General features: G+C 38.9%; 18 protein-coding genes and 2 tRNA genes. 14 read left to right on the top strand and 6 right to left on the bottom strand.

All coding sequences use genetic code 11. The features are described from left to right. Positions 1–41 precede the first annotated feature (41 nt). Positions 42–2,057, top strand: coding sequence for a glycoside hydrolase family 97 protein (locus AAG747_RS14270; RefSeq protein ID WP_346821855.1), 2,016 nt, complete (start codon positions 42–44; stop codon positions 2,055–2,057). Between the two features lie 83 nt (positions 2,058–2,140). Here AAG747_RS14270 and AAG747_RS14265 read toward each other — a convergent pair whose 3' ends face one another. Beyond that, a complete protein-coding gene (locus tag AAG747_RS14265) occupies positions 2,141–2,494 on the bottom strand; it encodes a bleomycin resistance protein (protein WP_346821854.1) in 354 nt (117 codons plus the stop codon). 258 nt (positions 2,495–2,752) lie between these two features. Between AAG747_RS14265 and AAG747_RS14260 the strand changes: the two genes are divergently transcribed. The 3 genes from AAG747_RS14260 (at position 2,753) to AAG747_RS14250 (ending at position 4,974) form a co-directional block, all read left to right on the top strand. After that, entirely contained in the window at positions 2,753–3,532 is a 780-nt protein-coding gene (locus AAG747_RS14260; RefSeq protein ID WP_346821853.1) for a hypothetical protein, read from the top strand. A gap of 95 nt (positions 3,533–3,627) precedes the next feature. Next, positions 3,628–4,032 (top strand): GNAT family N-acetyltransferase, encoded by a 405-nt coding sequence (locus AAG747_RS14255; RefSeq protein ID WP_346821852.1) that lies wholly within the window; start codon positions 3,628–3,630, stop codon positions 4,030–4,032. Between the two features lie 279 nt (positions 4,033–4,311). Then, positions 4,312–4,974: a hypothetical protein gene (locus AAG747_RS14250; protein WP_346821851.1), complete on the top strand. Its 663-nt coding sequence runs from the start codon at positions 4,312–4,314 to the stop codon at positions 4,972–4,974. A 479-nt stretch (positions 4,975–5,453) separates the two neighbouring features. Here the strand turns inward: AAG747_RS14250 and AAG747_RS14245 are convergent, their stop codons facing one another. Further along, positions 5,454–5,951, bottom strand: coding sequence for a GNAT family N-acetyltransferase (locus tag AAG747_RS14245; RefSeq protein WP_346821850.1), 498 nt, complete (start codon positions 5,949–5,951; stop codon positions 5,454–5,456). A gap of 297 nt (positions 5,952–6,248) precedes the next feature. On the opposite strand from AAG747_RS14245, the gene AAG747_RS14240 reads away from it, so the two are divergent. The 9 genes from AAG747_RS14240 (at position 6,249) to AAG747_RS14200 (ending at position 13,223) form a co-directional block, all read left to right on the top strand. Continuing rightward, complete coding sequence (locus AAG747_RS14240; RefSeq protein ID WP_346821849.1) at positions 6,249–6,758, top strand: hypothetical protein; 510 nt, start codon at positions 6,249–6,251, stop codon at positions 6,756–6,758. Continuing rightward, the gene (locus AAG747_RS14235; RefSeq protein WP_346821848.1) at positions 6,758–7,252 is read left to right on the top strand and encodes a GNAT family N-acetyltransferase; all 495 of its coding nucleotides are present in this window, start codon (positions 6,758–6,760) and stop codon (positions 7,250–7,252) included. The genes AAG747_RS14240 and AAG747_RS14235 overlap by 1 nt, the downstream gene beginning before the upstream one ends. 45 nt (positions 7,253–7,297) lie before the next feature. Next, entirely contained in the window at positions 7,298–7,870 is a 573-nt protein-coding gene (locus AAG747_RS14230) for a leucine-rich repeat domain-containing protein (protein WP_346821847.1), read from the top strand. A gap of 108 nt (positions 7,871–7,978) precedes the next feature. Further along, entirely contained in the window at positions 7,979–8,488 is a 510-nt protein-coding gene (locus AAG747_RS14225) for a hypothetical protein (protein WP_346821846.1), read from the top strand. 182 nt (positions 8,489–8,670) lie between these two features. After that, positions 8,671–9,198, top strand: a complete 528-nt coding sequence (locus AAG747_RS14220; protein WP_346821845.1) for a hypothetical protein — start codon at positions 8,671–8,673, stop codon at positions 9,196–9,198. A gap of 168 nt (positions 9,199–9,366) precedes the next feature. Next, a complete protein-coding gene (tssD, locus tag AAG747_RS14215; RefSeq protein WP_346821844.1) occupies positions 9,367–10,605 on the top strand; it encodes a type VI secretion system tube protein TssD in 1,239 nt (412 codons plus the stop codon). Positions 10,606–10,613: 8 nt separating this feature from the next. After that, positions 10,614–11,462 (top strand): hypothetical protein, encoded by an 849-nt coding sequence (locus AAG747_RS14210; protein ID WP_346821843.1) that lies wholly within the window; start codon positions 10,614–10,616, stop codon positions 11,460–11,462. 281 nt (positions 11,463–11,743) lie between these two features. Then, positions 11,744–12,670, top strand: a complete 927-nt coding sequence (locus tag AAG747_RS14205; protein ID WP_346821842.1) for a hypothetical protein — start codon at positions 11,744–11,746, stop codon at positions 12,668–12,670. 1 nt (position 12,671) lies between these two features. Further along, positions 12,672–13,223 (top strand): hypothetical protein, encoded by a 552-nt coding sequence (locus AAG747_RS14200; protein ID WP_346821841.1) that lies wholly within the window; start codon positions 12,672–12,674, stop codon positions 13,221–13,223. A gap of 258 nt (positions 13,224–13,481) precedes the next feature. On the opposite strand, the gene AAG747_RS14195 is transcribed toward AAG747_RS14200, so the two are convergent. From AAG747_RS14195 to AAG747_RS14180, 4 genes are all read right to left on the bottom strand, one after another. Continuing rightward, on the bottom strand, positions 13,482–14,648 hold the full coding sequence (locus tag AAG747_RS14195; protein ID WP_346821840.1) for a site-specific integrase: 1,167 nt from the start codon (positions 14,646–14,648) through the stop codon (positions 13,482–13,484). Positions 14,649–14,929: 281 nt separating this feature from the next. Further along, positions 14,930–15,013, bottom strand: a tRNA-Leu gene (locus tag AAG747_RS14190). Positions 15,014–15,044: 31 nt separating this feature from the next. After that, positions 15,045–15,120 (bottom strand) — tRNA-Gly (locus AAG747_RS14185). A gap of 87 nt (positions 15,121–15,207) precedes the next feature. After that, complete coding sequence (locus AAG747_RS14180; protein ID WP_346821839.1) at positions 15,208–15,843, bottom strand: rhomboid family intramembrane serine protease; 636 nt, start codon at positions 15,841–15,843, stop codon at positions 15,208–15,210. A 216-nt stretch (positions 15,844–16,059) separates the two neighbouring features. Here AAG747_RS14180 and AAG747_RS14175 point away from each other — a divergent pair, with 216 nt between their 5' ends. Next, a complete protein-coding gene (locus AAG747_RS14175; RefSeq protein WP_346821838.1) occupies positions 16,060–17,211 on the top strand; it encodes a PQQ-dependent sugar dehydrogenase in 1,152 nt (383 codons plus the stop codon). Positions 17,212–17,457 lie beyond the last annotated feature (246 nt).

The raw sequence follows: 17,457 nt of genomic DNA, 5'->3' as shown, positions 1-17,457 counted from the left end.
GGGAATTAGTTGTTGAATTAGAATTAAAAGTTTACACTGAAATGAGAAAACTATTTGCAGTCTTACTAGCTTGTGTTGTCATTACAGGGGCTTGCAGCACTCCTGAAAAAAAGAACATTTATGAGGTGGGCTCACCGGGAAATTTAGTCAAGGTGAATGTCTTCTTGCAAGAGGAAGGACAACCTGCCTACCAAATAATGTTTAAAGATAAAGTAGTGGTAGATACTTCCGCTCTGGGCTTTGTATTGGCCGGTGGCCCTTCTTTTGATAAAAAGCTGGAAGTTATCAATTCGACAACTCGTTCGTTGGACGAAACGTGGGAACAACCCTGGGGAGAGGAGCGGGAAATCCGTAATCAATACAATGAACTCACTGTGTCTTTTCAGGAGAAAGAAGGTCAAAACCGTAAGTTTGATGTAGTATTCAGAGTCTATGATTATGGTACTGGCTTTCGCTATGTATTTCCGGAGCAAGAAAATTTAAAGGAAATCCAGGTGACGGACGAATTGACAGAGTTTAAAATGACGGGTAATCATCAAGCCTGGTGGACACCTGCCTACAAAGGCAACCGGTATGAATATCTGTATCAAAAAGACCCTATCAATGCATTGGATACAGTGCATACGCCTTTGACAATGCAAACTTCGGAGGGCTTGTATCTGAGTATTCATGAAGCTGCTTTACAAAATTATTCCAGCATGACTTTGGCATCAGATAAAAACCAAACGTTAACATGCGACTTGGTGCCCTGGAACACAGGGGTGAAGGCAAAAATGCAAGCACCCTCCGCAACACCCTGGAGAACGTTGCAAATTGCTGAAAAACCAGGTGATCTGATTACCTCCTACCTGATTTTGAACTTGAACGAGCCGAACAAAATCGGAGAGGTTTCCTGGGTGAAACCTGGCAAATACATTGGTATCTGGTGGGAAATGCATATCAATACCGGCACATGGAATTCGGGTCCGAAGCATGCTGCCACTACTAAGAATACCAAAAAATACATTGATTTTGCATCCAAATACGGTTTTGATGGCGTGTTGGTAGAGGGTTGGAACATCGGATGGGATGGTGACTGGATGCAAGACGGAAGCAACTTCCGGTTTGCGGAACCTTATCCGGATTACAATATTGATGAACTGTGCAGTTATGCCAAAGACAAAGGGGTGTATATCATCGGGCATCATGAAACCGGGGCCGATGTATTGAATTACGAAAGTCAGTTGGAAGAGGCTTATGCCTTTTTGGAAAAGCATGGTATGAAAGCCGTAAAAACGGGTTATGTGGAAATGGTCGGAAAGTTAAACAACAATGAATGGCATCATGGGCAATTTATGGTCGAGCACTTCAAAAATGTAGCGGATATGGCTGCCAAGCATAAGGTGGCAGTGGTCGCCCACGAACCGATTAAACAAACCGGTTTGCGCAGAACCTATCCGAACATGGTGTCAGCAGAAGGGGCCCGCGGGCAAGAATACAATGCCTGGTCAGGGGATGGAGGGAACCCCCCTTCTCATACGGCTATTTTGCCTTTTACCCGTTTGTTGGGCGGTCCGATGGACTTTACCCCGGGTGTTTTTGATATCCAACTTCCCACCCAACCGAACAACCAAATCAATACGACATTAGCCAAACAATTGGCTCTGTATGTGGTGTTGTATGCTCCGATGCAAATGGCCTGTGACTTGCCGGAAAATTACGAAGGTCATCCGGCATTCCAATTTATCCTGGATGTGGCAACCGACTGGGAAACCACCAAGGTGCTGGATGCCGAGATTGGCGAATACGTAGCCATTGCCCGGCAGGAAAGAGGGGGAGAACGTTGGTTTGTCGGTGCCATAACGAATGAAAATCCGAGAAATATGAATATAAAGCTGGACTTCCTGGAATCCGGCAAAAAATACAAAGCAACCCTCTATGCCGATGGAGAAGACGCACACTACCTGGATAACCCTACAGCGTATAAGATCGAAGAAATGGAAGTGACTTCCGGATCGGAATTGCCGCTTAAACTGGCAGCCAGTGGTGGGGTAGCTATCAGTATTGTTCCGATGTAATTATAAAAAGGCCTATTCGGTTAATTGTCGATAAACACAAAAAAACGGTCTCTGCTTAGAGGCCGTTTTTTTGTGTTTCGTTCTTATTGAATCTTCTCACCAAATTTGATCAGATTTCCATCCAAATCAAGGATGGCAAATTCTCTCATTCCCCAAGCTTGTTTTTTGAGTGGTCCATTAGGGTGTACTACCTTTACTGCTAACATCTCTTGATAGAGGACATCAATATCGGTGACTTCCACATAGCAACTTGTGTTTTCCGGAAATAATTTATCCGCACATTTCCAAAAATGAATGGCAATCTCATCTCGTTCCACAATGCCATAGTTTTCATCCATCCAGATCGAATGGAAGCCAAGTTTTTCTTCATAAAAACCCACAGTTTTAGCAATGTCTAAAGAGGCCAATACTGGATGGGAGCGTTGGAGAATTTTCATATTAAAAATGTATTTGAAGTATAAATCTTTTTAGAGAAAGAATTATGCTACATAAGTTAAACATATATTGAATAAATGGTTTCGTACCCGGAACCGGGTTAATGGTATAAATATAGGAGATTAGTTGCTAAAGAAATACCTGTTAAGCGTTCTTTGTCAAGAGGTTGTTGTAACCATTTGAAACTGAAACCAAGCTCTTTTAGGTTAATTTTTTATAGATGGGAAAACAGAATCTCTTACTTTATAAATGGAATAGGTATGAAAAGTTTAATGTTACTTGTAGGGCTGGCGGTTTGTTGGGCTTGTACTTCCAAAAATCAAAAGGAATCAACAACTCTCAGTGATGAAGCAAGTTTTGTAAACAGTATAGAGAAGGTCCATCACAAAAAAGATTTTATGGCAAAAGAGGCCATTGCCTTCGATTTTGATCTGACTTTTGGTGGCAATCAGGTGATGGTCGGCAAAGTGACAGTAGCGACCAATTCCTCTAGAATCCGTATTGACCGTGAAGATGGCCTTTGCCTCGTATACGATGGAAAATTGGTATACCAGACTCCTGACTCGGTGGAGCATCCCATGGCCCGTTTTGATATATTTACCTGGCCTTATTTTTTTGCTATGCCGTTTAAACTGAGCGATCCGGGAACCCAGTGGCAAATGCAAGAAAATGCAACCGTTAACGAACGAACTTGTAAAGTTGGAAAGTTGACTTTTGAGAAGGGGACGGGAGATGCCCCGGACGACTGGTACCTGATCCATCAGGACCTGGATAATCATCGTTTGTATGCTGCCGTATACATTGTCACATTTGGTAAAACATTCGAAGAAGCCAACGAAAAACCACATGCCATTTCGTACCACGATTATCAAGAAGTGGAAGGGGTACCCATGGCCACTACCTGGAATTTTTGGGAGTGGAACAAAGATTTGGGGTTTACCAAACAACTGGGGGAAGCAAGGCTCTCTAATATAGAGTTTGTACAACCGGAACCCGGTTTTTTCTCAAGACCTGACAAGGCCAAACTGATTACTTTGTAAGTAGGTACTTACCGAAAGAACAGGGAGTTTTTATCTTTCATACAGACTTGTTTTAGCCTGGGGGCTATACCTTTGAAAGAAAAATACCTAGAGCGATGCAAATTAAAACTATTAAAGCGGAAGAAACCTGGGCGTTGCGGAAAACCGTCATGTGGCCTGATCGTGACTTGGAGTATGTAAAACTGAAAGAAGATGATCAAGGCTTGCACTTTGGCTTGTTTAAAGACGAAAAATTAACTTCTGTTGTCTCACTATTTGTGAAAGGAGAGGCGGCACAGTTCCGGAAGTTTGCCACCTTGGTCGAAGAACAGGGCAAAGGCTATGGATCCGTATTGTTAAATCATGTGATTGATCAAGTACAGGCATTGGGTGTGAAAACCTTGTGGTGCAATGCCCGGGAAGATAAACTGTCCTTTTATAAGAAATTTGCTTTAACCCCCACTGAGCAAACTTTTGAAAAAGGCGGAATTCGATACAGAATAGCCGAACGTACTTTATAAATCATATTTGCCGTAGTCTTTCAATCTTGTAAAAGACTACGGCTTTGTGATTGATACATAAGTACTTTTTTAGCCCCCTGGAAAGGTTTTGTAGAGAAAGTGATCCTTGACGGTAAGTGTTTCATCATCAGTGATTTTTTACGATTTTGAGAAGAAGATTACATGCTGCTTGCATATGCTTTGTTAACTTCTGTTGAATGATTATTTTCGGGCAAATAAACTTTTTAAACTATGAAAATTTTCCCACACATAACCCTAGCGTTGTTTGTTTTTTGTATAATGAACAGCCTTTACAGCATAGCTCAACCTTCCAAAGAAGCGATAAAAAAGCAGGTGGCCGATATGCTTGCTTCCAAAGAGTACGATACGGAGTTGCTTCCAACACCTGAGGCGTTGGAAGTAATTCAAGATGAAATCAACATCTATGAAGGGCATTTTTCTAACAAAAGAAAAACAGAGTACTTGGCGGTATGTGCTCCGGGTGGCGACTTCCCTTTTGGCTTTTATGATGGAATGCCGATCTACCTTTTATTAAAGTACAATGCGAATGGAAAACTGGTCTGGTATAAGCAATGGTATGCCATCGCTGAAGTAAAAGACATTAACAATGATGGAAAATCGGAGGTGATCTGTAAGGCCAACCGGTGTAAAGATGGAAAATGTACCTTTGAGTACAGTATTATGTCATTTTCCGGAAAAAAGGCGAACATGATTTATGAAAATCATTCCTTTGACAACTCCGGAGTGATGGATGATATGCAACTGAAGAAAGGAGATACGGTGAGTAAAGTGCATGAAGTAAGTTTTTCTGACGAAGATAATGACGGTGTGAGTGAACTGGTTGAAACCGTTTTGATCAGTTATTATGACGGACCTGGCAAAACCGAAGACAAAGAAGAACGGATTGTCTGGAAATACCGGAATGGGAAGTTCGAAAAATAATCGTTTTTTAATTGGGGACCGGAGATCCGAATTGATAATCTCTATCACTTTTTCAACGGCCTGTTTGCTCTCGGGTATTGGCATAATAGGATAGATATGTTGCATTTTGTTGCCAATGTATACCTTTAAGGTGGTTTGCTTTTAATTTGTCGTGAAAATCGACAATGTCGGGATAAAGGATTTCATGAGTACCTACAAAAATAGCTAGAGGCAGATATGGGACTAATACTCCCTTGAGTGGGGTGAATTCACCGGAATTTATGTTTTTTTTTCCTGCATACAATTGAAAGCAAACCATTGCTACGGATTTCTCAAGCCTTACATCTTTCTTTTTGTAATGGGGTTTCTATGGCAAAGGTATTCCGGATGCTGATCGCAATTTCAATAGCATGAGGTGAATGGTTTATGGTGGCGTAGTTTTCTTGAGAAAAGTAGCAAAGCCATTTTGTAAATCATAAATTTCGATAGGCATAGTTCTTTCATTTTAATAAAAGCTGCATGAATACCAAATCCAGCCACTGATCAAATTTATAGCCCACTTCTTTTAACCTGCCCACTTCTTCAAAGCCAAACTTTATATGGAAATCATAACTGCTTTGGTTTGCAGCATCAATTCCGGCAATCATAGAGTGTAAGCCTTGTTGTTTGGCTGATTGGATAAGGGCTTCCATCAGGACCGATCCGGCTCCCTTGCCTCTTGCGTTTTCAGAAACATACACAGAGTGTTCCACACAAAACCGGTACCCAACTTTTGGACGGAAGGTTCCATACGTCCCGAATCCCAATACCTGTCCTTCTAATACTGCCACAAGCACAGGCATATGCTCCTGCTGTTTTTGTTGTAACCACTCTCGTTGGGCTTCCGGGCTTCTTTCCTCATAGTCATATATGGCCGTAGAATGGCGAATTTCATAATTTATGATTTCCAGTATTGCCGGAAGGTCTTTTTCTTCTGCCGCTTTAACTTCAATACTCATATTATTTTTCTTTGTTGAACAGACCATTTACAGAATGTATAAACATGTTCATAATAATTACGAAAATATAAAAAAGAGAGACTTGATCATTGGTGTTTTACTTACAAAATGAAAAAAAACTATAGACGGTTTTCCAATAACTTATCGCTGCATACGAATTGGAGAAAGTGAAAATACATTGAGGACAAAACGATAAGGATAAAAAAATACAAGCCCGTAGTATGAGCTTGTATTCCATATGCCGTATGTTTGGGAGGTGCTTGGAATATTTGCGACATTACCCATGGTGTTAAAAGAATGGCACCAATGCCGGACGTTACACAATCCGGTGATATGATTAGGTATATGGAAGAATACAAAACAAGAAAAATACGATTTCAAGAAGTGTATAGGATAGACAATTGGGCGATTAAAATATACACAATTTCAAAGGTTGGAGAGTTTGAACATCCTCAATACTATCAGAGTGTAAAAGCTGAGTTGCCAAAATGGCTTTCGATGAAGAATAGCTTTGATGCGAGTCATGAGAACATTGGGTTTTTGATCCTTCATGCAGGCACCGAAGGAATATTTTCTTTGGTCAATTGGTGGGTTGGGAAAAACATGCTTAACACGCATATCTTTATGACGGATTCTCAGCAACCGGATGCCTTCAAACGGATCTCAGGGGATGGACTTGCTCCTTGTATCTGGGAACTCGAGGTAATTAATCACGAAAGGTTATCTTGGATGCGAAATGTGTTGAAGCAAGCTTCGGCACCCAATTACCAAGGGTATTTACAAGAGGTTTATAACGGAGAAATGTAATGAAAGAAATTGCGATAAGGCCGGTAAGACGGGAAGATATTTCCGGTGTAATCGAGCTTTGTAAATTACACGCGGCTTACGAGCAAGCAGAATACGACCAAACCAAGAAAGAGGAAAAGTTAAGTAATTTCCTGTTTTCGGAAACACCCGCCTTGTATTGCTTAATTGTAGAAATAGATCATAAAATCGTTGGTTACTCAACGTATATGAAACAATTCTCTACCTGGGATGCAAACCATTATATCTATATGGATTGTCTCTTTTTGACAGAGGAGTGCAGAGGGTATGGAATAGGTGAAAAACTGATTGATAGAATTAAGAAAGAAGCAGTATTATTGGGTTGTAATTTAATTCAATGGCAAACCCCTGCTTTTAATAAGCGCGCCATGAAGTTTTATAATAGAATCGGGGCGAAATCAAAATCCAAAGAAAGGTATTTTCTTGAAACCAACCAACCGGTAAGTCCGGTTACAACACCAGTGATACCTGTTTAAAGGCTTTTAAGTTTACATCAAAACTCAAAAATAACTTCTGATCATATGAAGCATTTAAATTACACTTTAGAGTATACTGATAATCTTGGTACACTTGATTTTTCTCAGCAAGAATTAAATTCTATTCCCAATGAGATAAAACACCTTTCAGAAGAAATAGATGAAAAGTACTCGGGAAAAAAGAAGCCCTTAAAGGAAATTATACTTCCTGGAAAGGATATCACTGAGTTATCCCGTGAAGATTTCCAAAATCTAAACCGTTTTGATGTAATTCATTTGATTGGGCTTCGCATGAAACGGCTTTCCTCTGATATCCGGCTTTTAACGCATCCGATTGTTGTGAATTTTTCCTGGAGTGATTTGGTAGAATTGCCAGCGGAAATTTATGCTTTGGAGCAGTTGCGAAGTATAAGAGTAAATTGGACCGCGATAGAAAACTTTGATCAAAAAATAAAAAACTTGAAAAAATTAATGGATATTGAAGTATCCGAAACACCTTTTTTAAGAACGATTTACCGTATTCAAGACAATGATCAACTTCCCGGTAGCGATGCTGAAAAAGCAGTTTGGAGCATTAAACTGTTACTGGACGAAATGGGGTGTGAACTACTTGAATAATATTGATACAAAAGGTTTTCGAAAAACTGATTAAAGACAACGACTGCCAAAGGGGGATATCCTTCCTTGTACTTATATACTTATTCGTTATTTAGTTCCACCATCAAGATGAAAGAACTGGGTTATTATGATAAAATCGAGGCGATCGCAACCTCCATTATAGTGTTAATGGCCATACCCTGTATATCAGCTGCCATTTACTTTTTTGAACACAGTATGACGCTGGAATTCAAAGTTTTCCTCATTTGGGGAGTGTTAAATCTGGGAGTTGGAATATGGAGTTATTTGGGAAAAAATAGAACTCTTCCATTTGGGATAGGCTCAATTATGTACGCATCTTTGGGTTTTGTTGTTATGAATAAGTTTAAGGATTATTTTATGGGAGAAGTGGATGATGGAGTAGGTCAATTAATTGCCTGTTTAGCGGTTGGGCAAATAATACTGATTATGGCCACAAGAAACTCCTTCTTAAAGAAAAAGAGCAAGAAGGAACCAAAAAGTGAGTATACTTGGAATAATGGGCAAGAAGGGTTGGATCTTTTTGAAGCAACAAATGAAAATATATCGGAATTAAGAAAGACGAAAGAAAAAGCCATGAAGTACTTGGACAATGACTAATTCTCCTGGCTTTCATGTCTTGTAATCCCCAAAACCACAACGAAACTTTACCTCAGAGGTCAATTCTGTGGTGATTTTGCCATTCATGGAGAAAAAGGCGCATCAGCCTAACGAATCAGGTCGAGACACAGAAAATAAAAAAAGCGACTTTTTGATCATCAAAAAGTCGCTTTTCATTCAAGTTGTATCTGGTAGCCCAAGCAAATCCCAATCTTTCCGGCAACCCTACCGGTTACACTCCTGTGATTACCTACCGTTCGGCTACCCCGCAGGTCACCGAGCGGAGCTATTTGCTGCGTATCGGCACTCAAAATGAGCTGATTTACTCCGGCCATATTTCCTTGCATTCCAACCAGAGTAATGCCAATACCGGTCTGCAATCGGGCAATTACGTGGACATGCGGGCAATGCAGCAAGACAAACGCTTCTGCCTGGAAGAAGTAAGCCACCTGGACTACGATCAACAATTGATTAACCGCCAACCGGCCGACAAGGTCCTTCCGGTCCTCTTACAGCCCAACTGGCTCTTGGCCATGGGCTTTGAAATGAGCGGTGCCAACATCTACCACAAACACGGCTTTTGTTTGACACAATCCGGAGAGAGTTTTACAACCCGTATCGCCAGCCGTTATACCCGGGTGGACTTTGTGCATAACTTACAGAATTTGTATCGATTAGCGACTTTACGAAGCTTAAAAACGGGGTTGTAGATGCCTTTATTCAGGTAATTCCTTTTTGAAAAAAACTAATAATATTTCAAGGTTAAGCGCTTTTTTGTGTGTATAATTACGTATTACATTGTGTTTTTTATACTTATACTCACTAGCAAGGCAACTAACTACTTTCAGTTATTTTTTCAACCAGTAAGACCTTGAAATATGAGCCTGATTGCAAGACTTTATGTTGAGGATAAAGCAGTGAATATCCTTGACTTTAAATTCCGGTTTACCCGCTCGGTAGACGAACACGGGAAACCGATGGGAAAACCCAACGGGACGATTTTTGACATTACTTTTGAAACCACCTCGGATCAAAGCTTTTTTGCCTGGTCGGTGGGAATGGATATGGTGAAAAAGGTAAAGATTGTCGTCTCCCCGGTGACTCAAAACAGCAAAAGCCGGGTGTTTGAGTTGTACGATGTACACTGCGTCTTTTTCAAAAACCATTTCAACGGAGTTAACGGGGAACCGATGATGACCCAAGTCAAACTCTCTCCAGCCATTCTCTACGATGGAGGAGTGAAAATCCTGGAACACTACTGGAAAGAAACGGATTTGAGCGTGAAGACGGAGCCGACCCCATTAACCGATTCCTACGATAATTTGACCGCCGGAGCAGGTAACGTATTGGGACCGGTAGTGGATGATTCGGAGGCTGAAAAAGAGCAAAAAGAAGAAGATACAACTCAAAAAAAGTGGAGAGGAAAAGGTCACCTTATTATTGGTTATGATAATGAATTTAAAACAAATTTTGAAAAAGCAATTGATAATGTTAACTGGGATTTTATTCTTGCAAAGACATTAGATGAAGCTGTTGAAAAAACGAAAGCATACTTAACAGAAACCAAACTTTCAAAACTTACTACCTTAATAGTAAGGTCACATGGATCCGGAGCTAGTGCAATTGCGGTAGTGACTTTTGGCTTTCCAAATACCTCATTACGTTCAGGAGCTAAAATGCTTTATAGTAAGGATGTAGAAGACATGAAGAATAATACCTTATTTGAATCAGGCAGAATGATGGCTATTTTAGCTCTACAGGACCTTGCAAATATGGTAAAGAAGGGAGGCACAATCTTTTTAACTGGATGCGGAGCAGGGGCTAAAAACCCTAATGGGAAAGGAAGTTTGGGAGAATCCTTATCGTCACTTCCGGAGTTTCGGGGTAAAACACTTTGGCTGAATCATGATAATTCGGCAAAAGCATATCATGGAAAGTTATTAGATACATATTTAACAGCTCCCTCAAGCAAAAATGAGGGGTTTATGGAATATCGTGATGGACTACCTTATGCTCCTCGATTCCCAACATCTTTTTATTTAAAGAGTACAGGACCTCGTCCGGTTGTATTTGTAGATGCTACTAGAATACCAAAAAATGTAATACGAAGAAGATAATTACTACCATGAGAAAGTATATTCTATTAATCCTGGCTCTATTTAGCTATATATCTGTTTTCTCCCAATCAGATGACAAAGGCATATTAATTAAAGAAATACTCAACAAAGCAAGAAAAATATCTGATTCAAAGAATTATACCGATCAAAAAATGATCTATGCCGGGAGGTATACTGCCTTTGATTTTTTAAAGATACAACCAACAGGTAAAATCCCTCAGGCTTCTATTCCCAATGAATATTTTGAAGTGTATAAGGATAAAAAAAATAGAATTACAAAGGTCAAACAGTACAATCAACATTATCACTTCTTAAATAATGACTTTTATTTCCATTACTCAGAGGGAGTAACGTTTATGATTTGTTATGCTTATCACTATGTCTCCAGAGAAAAGGAGGATTATCCCGAAGCAGGTGGATGGTTGGAAGGTTTTTTTGTCAATTCGAAAGAGCATACTTATTTCTTTTCCTTGTGTAGTTATTATGTAAATGATAAGTTCATACCACTTGATGACCTGTATAATATCATGGAGCTTCGCTCGGATCTACACGCCCTTCAAAAAATCAGATTATACAGAGGGCAAATCATTTACAAAACTCAGATGGTGTATAAAGAAGATGATGATACGGTACTTGATTTTGAATACATGGAATCATTTGACCAGAGTCAAATTCCCGGTCATATTAAAAGCTACAGCCTTACAAATCTTTACGAGCTTTTTAACATTGAATCTATTTACAATCCCAGATTCTTCCCAAATGTGGGTGATCCCTTAATCCCCGTAGGAAAGATTTACCCAAAAGACTATGTGGAAGGGGAACCTCTGTGGAAAGATGGAATCTATTGGTATAAATGAGTTCATAAAGAAGCCTAGCTTGAGTAGTTGGGCTTTTGTTTTTTTACAGGGAGAGTAAATTGTACTCATTTACTCAAGGAATGTCTATTACTATATCGAGGTAAAGAGTCTTTATATATATATTTACGTATTACATAGTATTATTCTTTATTAGGGAGTAAAGAATATCAGATATGTTCAAAAGTCAATAAAATCCTAAGAATATATGATCTGCCTTTAGTCATCTATATTAAGACAAATAGGTTGATAGACACTAACCACTAACACTAATCAATAAAAAAATGATAATAGAAGAACTAGTAAGTAAAGTATCTGAGATATCAAGAGAAACAGAATATTGGTTTGTAAGGACCGATAGTGGTAAGTACTTTGATACATTTACAAATAATGGATTTATAGGTATTGGCTGGAACCAAATAACTCTTGATGAACTACTAAATTCCCAGAAAGATGTAGTCAAAGAAAAAATTGCTAGAATTGAAGAGCTAGACCCTCAAGATCAAAACTCTAAAGGTAATATTACTGCTATATACAATAAGCTTTTAAATTTTATTAACCTTAGAAAAGGCGACATAGTAATAATCCCTAGCCATAGTTCAAATTATTTTGCCTTTGGAGAGGTTTCTGATTCATTAACATACATTGAAAATGATAATTTAGCCGATTGTGAGTTTCGTAAAAGGAAAAAAATTCGATGGATTACTAAAAAAGCCATAGGGGATTTGGACCCAACATTTCACAAAATTAAAATTTCTAGACACACAATTAGTAGTGTCAAAGACTATAGCCGTTATATCGACAACGTTATAAGTAATCTTTATATTAAAGAAGATAATACTCACTTTGTCCTTGACATTAAAACACAAAGAGAAATAAATGTAAAATCATTGTTAAAGTTGGTTGAAGGAATTCAGGACTTAGTCGAAAGTATAGATGTGCATTTCCAACTTAATGAAGAAATAGACTATAATGCAATTAGACTAAATCTACAATCTCCTGGAAAAATTGAATTTAAGCTACAAGTAGGAAAGTCTTTAATAATTTTAGCTGCTGTTTTGAGCCTAACTTGTTGTGATAGTAGTTCAGCTAATATTCAGCATAAAGAGGAATTAGAAAATATTATAGAAATAAACAATGATACATTACAATCCATTAAGAATGTAATGGATGAATTAGAAGTAGACCGGCAAAAAATAAATTCATTTTAATATGGAATTAACAAGTTTATTTCCAAGCTCTGACAATTTGTATAAATTCCTATTCATGGGTGGTGTGTTTATGATAGTGTTTTCATTTATATACCCATTAGAAAAAAAACAAAAACTTGAATTAGAAATAAATATACATAATAAGGATACTGAAATTTTAAACCTACAAATTCAGCAATTGAAAGAAGATGTAGGAAATTTAAAATTGCTAACAAAAGAAACCCTTTCTAAATTAGAAAATAAAACAAAAAGTGAATTAGATACAAAAAAAATTGAGCAGTTGAAATCAAACTATAATAAAGAATTTGAAAAAATTAAGACTAAGGAGCTTGATATTTTAACCAAAAAAATAGTAATAAACTATAATAAATCTAAGATTAAGATCTTAAATGAGCATATAAATTCTTTTGACATATTCAAAGACTTGTTTCTAGCAGTTGGAAGTCTTTTTTCCCTTTTTGGGCTTTATAAATGGTTTAGAGTAACTAATATGACTGAAAAACTACAAAAGGACGAGCTTAAAAAAGTGCTACAAAAGGACGAGCTTAATTAAAAGCAACCAAAAACAAAACTGTTAGATATCAGGGTTAGTTGTTTACTATCCGATTGTTTTTACTATTTAAAATAGTAGATTTTTATAAAAGGAGCTGTGGGGAGGAAAGAATATAGGTTAAATATCAACTTAAAGTAGCTAAATATCCCCATTCATCCCCGGTGAAGCTGTCGTACTTTTGATAAGGAATCAATCGGTACACAGCTATGCAAATCCGTCCAAGTAGGTTTAAAATACAACTTTACCTGAAAGTCTTTTTTAAGTTCTCCGGCCTCTTGTTCGCTGATCTTGCCCTCCAGTTGCAGTTCTTCCACCGCCTGGTACCATTTGCGTTGAAGGTACCCCGAACGCCACAGGGAAAATACCAAAACAAAGAATAAGTAACTGATAATTATTGCGTAGGTCATGGTATCGAATGTTTAGTAGTATCCCCATAACGTCAAGGGTTATGCCAAAGGGATGTGTTAGAGATTTTCCAGCTTGTTGACCCCCCCTTTTTTTCATTTCCAGGTTGATCTTGATGTATTTGCGGGTGGTAGTGATTTTACTGTGACCCATAAGTTCTTGAATGACCGGTAGCTGTACATTGTTGTCCACCAACAACGTAGCAAAGGTTTCCCTGCCTACATGTAAGTGTAGTCGCTTGTTTATGCCAATTCGTTTGGCAATCATTTTTAGCTTTTTGTTGACGGTATTTCGGTGAAAACTTCTGAATAACTTTCCCAGTACACTGATTTCACGCTCTTCTTCTAAAAGTTTCAAGGCGAACTCATTTAAGGGAACCTCTATTTGCTTGTCAAATCTTTCCGTTTTGATGGGCGTCAGTGCCAAGCGGTCTTCTTTTACATGGTCTTCGTGTAAATTTTCCAGGTCACTGGCTCGTAACCCTGTAAAGCATGAAAAGAGAAACATCCGGAGGGCTTTTTTCTCCGGAGAGGTAATGTAAATGCTATTATAGAAGTCTAATAGAGCTTTGAGTTCAAGTCTCTCCAATGCTTCCCATTTCCCGTCTACCTTCTTTAATTTAAAGAAATCATAAGGGTTCACAAATACGATACTTTCAGCCTTCGCATAGTTGAGATAGGATTTGATAACGGTGTGTTGACTCCAGCGAGAGTTATAATTTTTAAGTCTGCATTTATTGCGAAGGTAGGCATCGTATTCTTCCGCCCATTTGGGGTGAAAATCGGTGAACTTGAGCTTTGGATCATACTGCTTAAGACGATTCAAGGTGTTCTGATGATTTTTCTTGGTTCCATCTTTAATAATCCCTTTTCCCCAGCGCATTTTCAGAGTCTGTTCAAAAAACTGAATAAAATCATTCCGGTCAATGTTCTTGTTCAGTTCTTTTTTTAGAGTATCCAAATCCAGGGGGATCTCCATCAACCGGTAGCGAATAAAAATATCGTTTGCCTTACTGATCATCTTTCTCAAGATAAGGTTGGCGTCCGCGAAATACTTGGGAGGCCAATACACTCCGGTCGCAATTCTAAGGCTTTCTCGATTAATAATTATGTGTAGGTACAGTTTAGCAGAACCATCTTTCCGCTTGTAGTTGTGAGGAAAAACTTTGATAGATAACATATGCTTGTGCTATAAAGGTGAAACATACACACCCAAATCCCACCGTAAATAGCACTTGTGCAACAAAAAAAATAGCAACTTATTGATTTTCAATAAGTTGCTATTTTGATTTTCGAAGGTTGTACCAGGAGCGGGACTTGAACCCGCACGCCCCAAGGGGCACAAGATTTTAAGTCTTGCGTGTCTACCAATTCCACCATCCCGGCAAATAGAAAGCCCAAACTACTTTGGGCTTTTTGGAGCGAGAAACGGGGTTCGAACCCGCGACCTCAACCTTGGCAAGGTTGCGCTCTACCAGCTGAGCTATTCTCGCTTGCTGTGTTTGTTAATGGTGATGCAAAGATATAATGAGATTTGTTATTCGCAAATTATCACAGCAAAAAAAATGAACTTTTTTTGTCTAAAAAAACGTCCATCGGGATAACTCTCTGAAAAAGTGGGGGATAACCGAAGGGTATAAAATTACACTGTAAGCCACTCCAAACAAGGCTCCGAAAAAGTGCGCATCGTGATTGATATGATCCGAACTGTTTTTGGATTGGTAATAAGAATAAATAAGATAAACTAAGCCCAAAATAAATCCTGGGATTCCAAAAGGAATTAAAAAAAGATAGATCTCTCCCAGCGGATTGAAAATGATACTGGCGAACACCACTGCCGATACGCCTCCGGAAGCCCCCAGAGAATTGTAGTGAAAATTGTTTTTATGTTTCACAAGGGTGGGGATGTCGGAAATGACTACCCCAAGTATAAATAACAGCAAGTAGTAGAGCGTGCCTAATGGGCCGAATAGTTGATTGAAAATACGCTCCATTAAGCTTCCGAAAAAATACAGTGTAAAACAGTTGAAAAATAAATGAGCCATACCGCCATGGATAAATCCCGAACTGAGCATACGGTAATATTCTTTATTATGAACAATCCGGTAGGGGTTCATCATCAACTTTTGTAGCAAGGCCGGACGGTTGCCCGTATATAAACTTATTGCTACGATGATGATAATGAGTACCAGGTTAAAGGAATAATTGATTTCCATAGTTTTTTCAAATCTTTTATTAGTAAGTATACGGAGATTTAAGGAATGTGCCATGCCTGTTGGAGTAAAAGCTTGGCTGTTAGCTCCTATAGAGAAATGAATCCTTCCTGACAAAGGTAAACTTACTTCACGAAAAATCCCCTGATTGTCCGGAAGTAGATTTTGAGGAGGGGTAATTTATTGCTAACTTCAGAAAGCTAACCTATTCAATTGATCATGCAAATCCATTTACAAAATAACATGGTACTGTTCCTTATATTCCTATGCTTTGGGATAATGGCGTGCGGAGAAGAAAGTAAATCTACTCAAACCGGTACGACTACAGAAAGCAACCTTCCTTTGGATAATATCCAATTGCCAGCCGGGTTTAAAATCGAAATATATGCCGAAGGTGTGGAAAATGCAAGATCAATGGCATTAAGTCCATCAGGGGTTTTGTATGTGGGAACCCGTAACGAGGGGAAGGTGTATGCCCTGTTGGACGAAGACAAAGACCAAAGAGCGGAGAAAGTACTGGTACTGGCTGAAGGCTTGAAAATGCCCAATGGGGTAGCCTTTAAGGACGGGACCTTGTATGTCGCAGAGGTGAATCGCCTGATCAAATTTGAAAATATAGAACAACAGCTAACGGCAAAACCGACTTATAAAGTTGTTTATGATAAATACCCTTCGGATACCTGGCATGGCTGGAAGTATATTGCCTTTGGTCCGGATGGTAAATTGTATATTCCGGTAGGTGCCCCTTGTAATGTTTGTGAAAGAAAGAATAAAATGTATGCATCCATTACCCGGATCAACCCGGATGGTACAGGTCTGGAAGTGTATGCTCATGGAGTGCGAAATACTGTGGGTTTTGATTGGCATCCCGATACGGATGAGCTATGGTTTACGGACAATGGCCGCGACCGTATGGGAGACGATATTCCCGGAGATGAATTAAATAGAGTGCAAAACGCAGGACAACATTACGGGTTTCCGTATTGTCATGCGGGATCGATCGCGGATCCGGAGTTTGGTAAGAAAAAAGCCTGTTCGGATTTTGTAGCTCCGGCCAAAGTATTGGGCGCTCATGTGGCTGCGTTAGGAATGGAATTTTATACGGCCGGACAATTTCCTGAAGAGTATCAAAAACAAATATTTATCGCAGAACACGGCTCCTGGAACCGCTCTTCCAAAGTAGGGTATCAAGTTTCATTGATCACCCTGCAAGGAAATCAAGTGACCGATTATAAACCTTTTGCCCAAGGGTGGCTTCAAGGTCAACAAGCATGGGGAAGACCTGTAGATATTGAATTGATGCCGGATGGCTCCATGTTGGTCTCTGATGATTTTGCAGGGGTAATTTACCGGATATATTACGAGGGTTAAATGTTAATAAGTGACAGCGAGCTCTAACATCTGTTAATGTGAAATGTGTTGAAATGGGATGTTCGAATACTGCTTGTAGAAGTGTTATTTATTTGAATTTTATTTTGTAAATTATTGATTATAAGTGATTTGTGTTGTTGTTTTTGATAAGCTGTTTAAGCTTTTTTAATGAGTTGAAAAAGTAATAATATCCTGTGTGGTATCATTGAGCACTCCTTGAATAATTGATTTTTTTTACAATATTGT

The organism is Rapidithrix thailandica, assembly GCF_039710355.1.
Classification (GTDB): domain Bacteria; phylum Bacteroidota; class Bacteroidia; order Cytophagales; family Flammeovirgaceae; genus Rapidithrix; species Rapidithrix thailandica.
The sequence above is the reverse complement of the archived record's forward strand: the minus strand, read 5'-3'. Positions and strand labels throughout refer to the sequence as shown.